Below are 932 nucleotides of genomic sequence, written 5' to 3'. Positions count from 1 at the left end.
TGAAGTGGTTTACTGAATTTGGCCACCTGAACAGAGGTGATATGCTCACCTCAGAACAACACAGGAGTCATAATGAAAAAAAGAAATTTCAGCGCAGAGTTTAAACGCGAATCCGCTCAACTGGTCGTTGACCAGAACTACACCGTGGCAGATGCAGCCAGCGCTATGGATGTCGGCCTTTCCACAATGACGCGATGGGTGAAACAATTACGTGATGAACGGCAGGGCAAAACACCAAAAGCCTCCCCCATTACCCCGGAACAAATTGAAATCCGTGAGCTCAGGAAAAAGCTACAACGTATTGAAATGGAAAATGAAATATTAAAAAAGGCTACCGCGCTCTTGATGTCAGACTCCCTGAACAGTTCTCGATAATCGGGAAACTCAGGGCGCGTTATCCTGTGGCCACTCTCTGCCATGTGTTCGGGGTTCATCGCAGCAGCTACAAATACTGGAAAAACCGTCCTGAAAAGCCAGACGGCAGACGGGCTGTATTACGCAGTCAGGTACTTGAACTGCATGGCATCAGCCACGGCTCTGCCGGTGCAAGAAGCATCGCCACAATGGCAACCCAGAGAGGCTACCAGATGGGGCGCTGGCTTGCTGGCAGACTCATGAAAGAGCTGGGGCTGGTCAGTTGCCAGCAGCCGACTCACCGGTATAAGCGTGGCGGTCATGAGCACGTTGCTATCCCGAATCATCTTGAGCGACAGTTCGCCGTAACGGAACCAAATCAGGTGTGGTGCGGTGATGTGACCTATAACTGGACGGGTAAGCGCTGGGCGTACCTCGCCGTTGTTCTCGACCTGTTCGCAAGAAAACCAGTGGGCTGGGCCATGTCGTTCTCGCCGGACAGCAGGCTCACCATGAAAGCACTGGAAATGGCATGGGAAACCCGTGGTAAGCCCGTCGGGGTGATGTTCCACAGCGAT

The 932-nt window shown here is 52.6% G+C and carries 1 pseudogene; it reads left to right on the top strand.

Going from position 1 to position 932, the window contains the following annotated elements:
• Positions 1-72 precede the first annotated feature (72 nt).
• Positions 73-932: pseudogene (locus HMPREF3143_RS25080) on the top strand (IS3-like element ISEc52 family transposase); the annotation flags it as partial.

Origin of the sequence: Enterobacter sp. HMSC16D10, from assembly GCF_001807145.1 — a bacterium.
GTDB lineage: Bacteria > Pseudomonadota > Gammaproteobacteria > Enterobacterales > Enterobacteriaceae > Enterobacter > Enterobacter roggenkampii.
The sequence above is the reverse complement of the archived record's forward strand: the minus strand, read 5'-3'. Positions and strand labels throughout refer to the sequence as shown.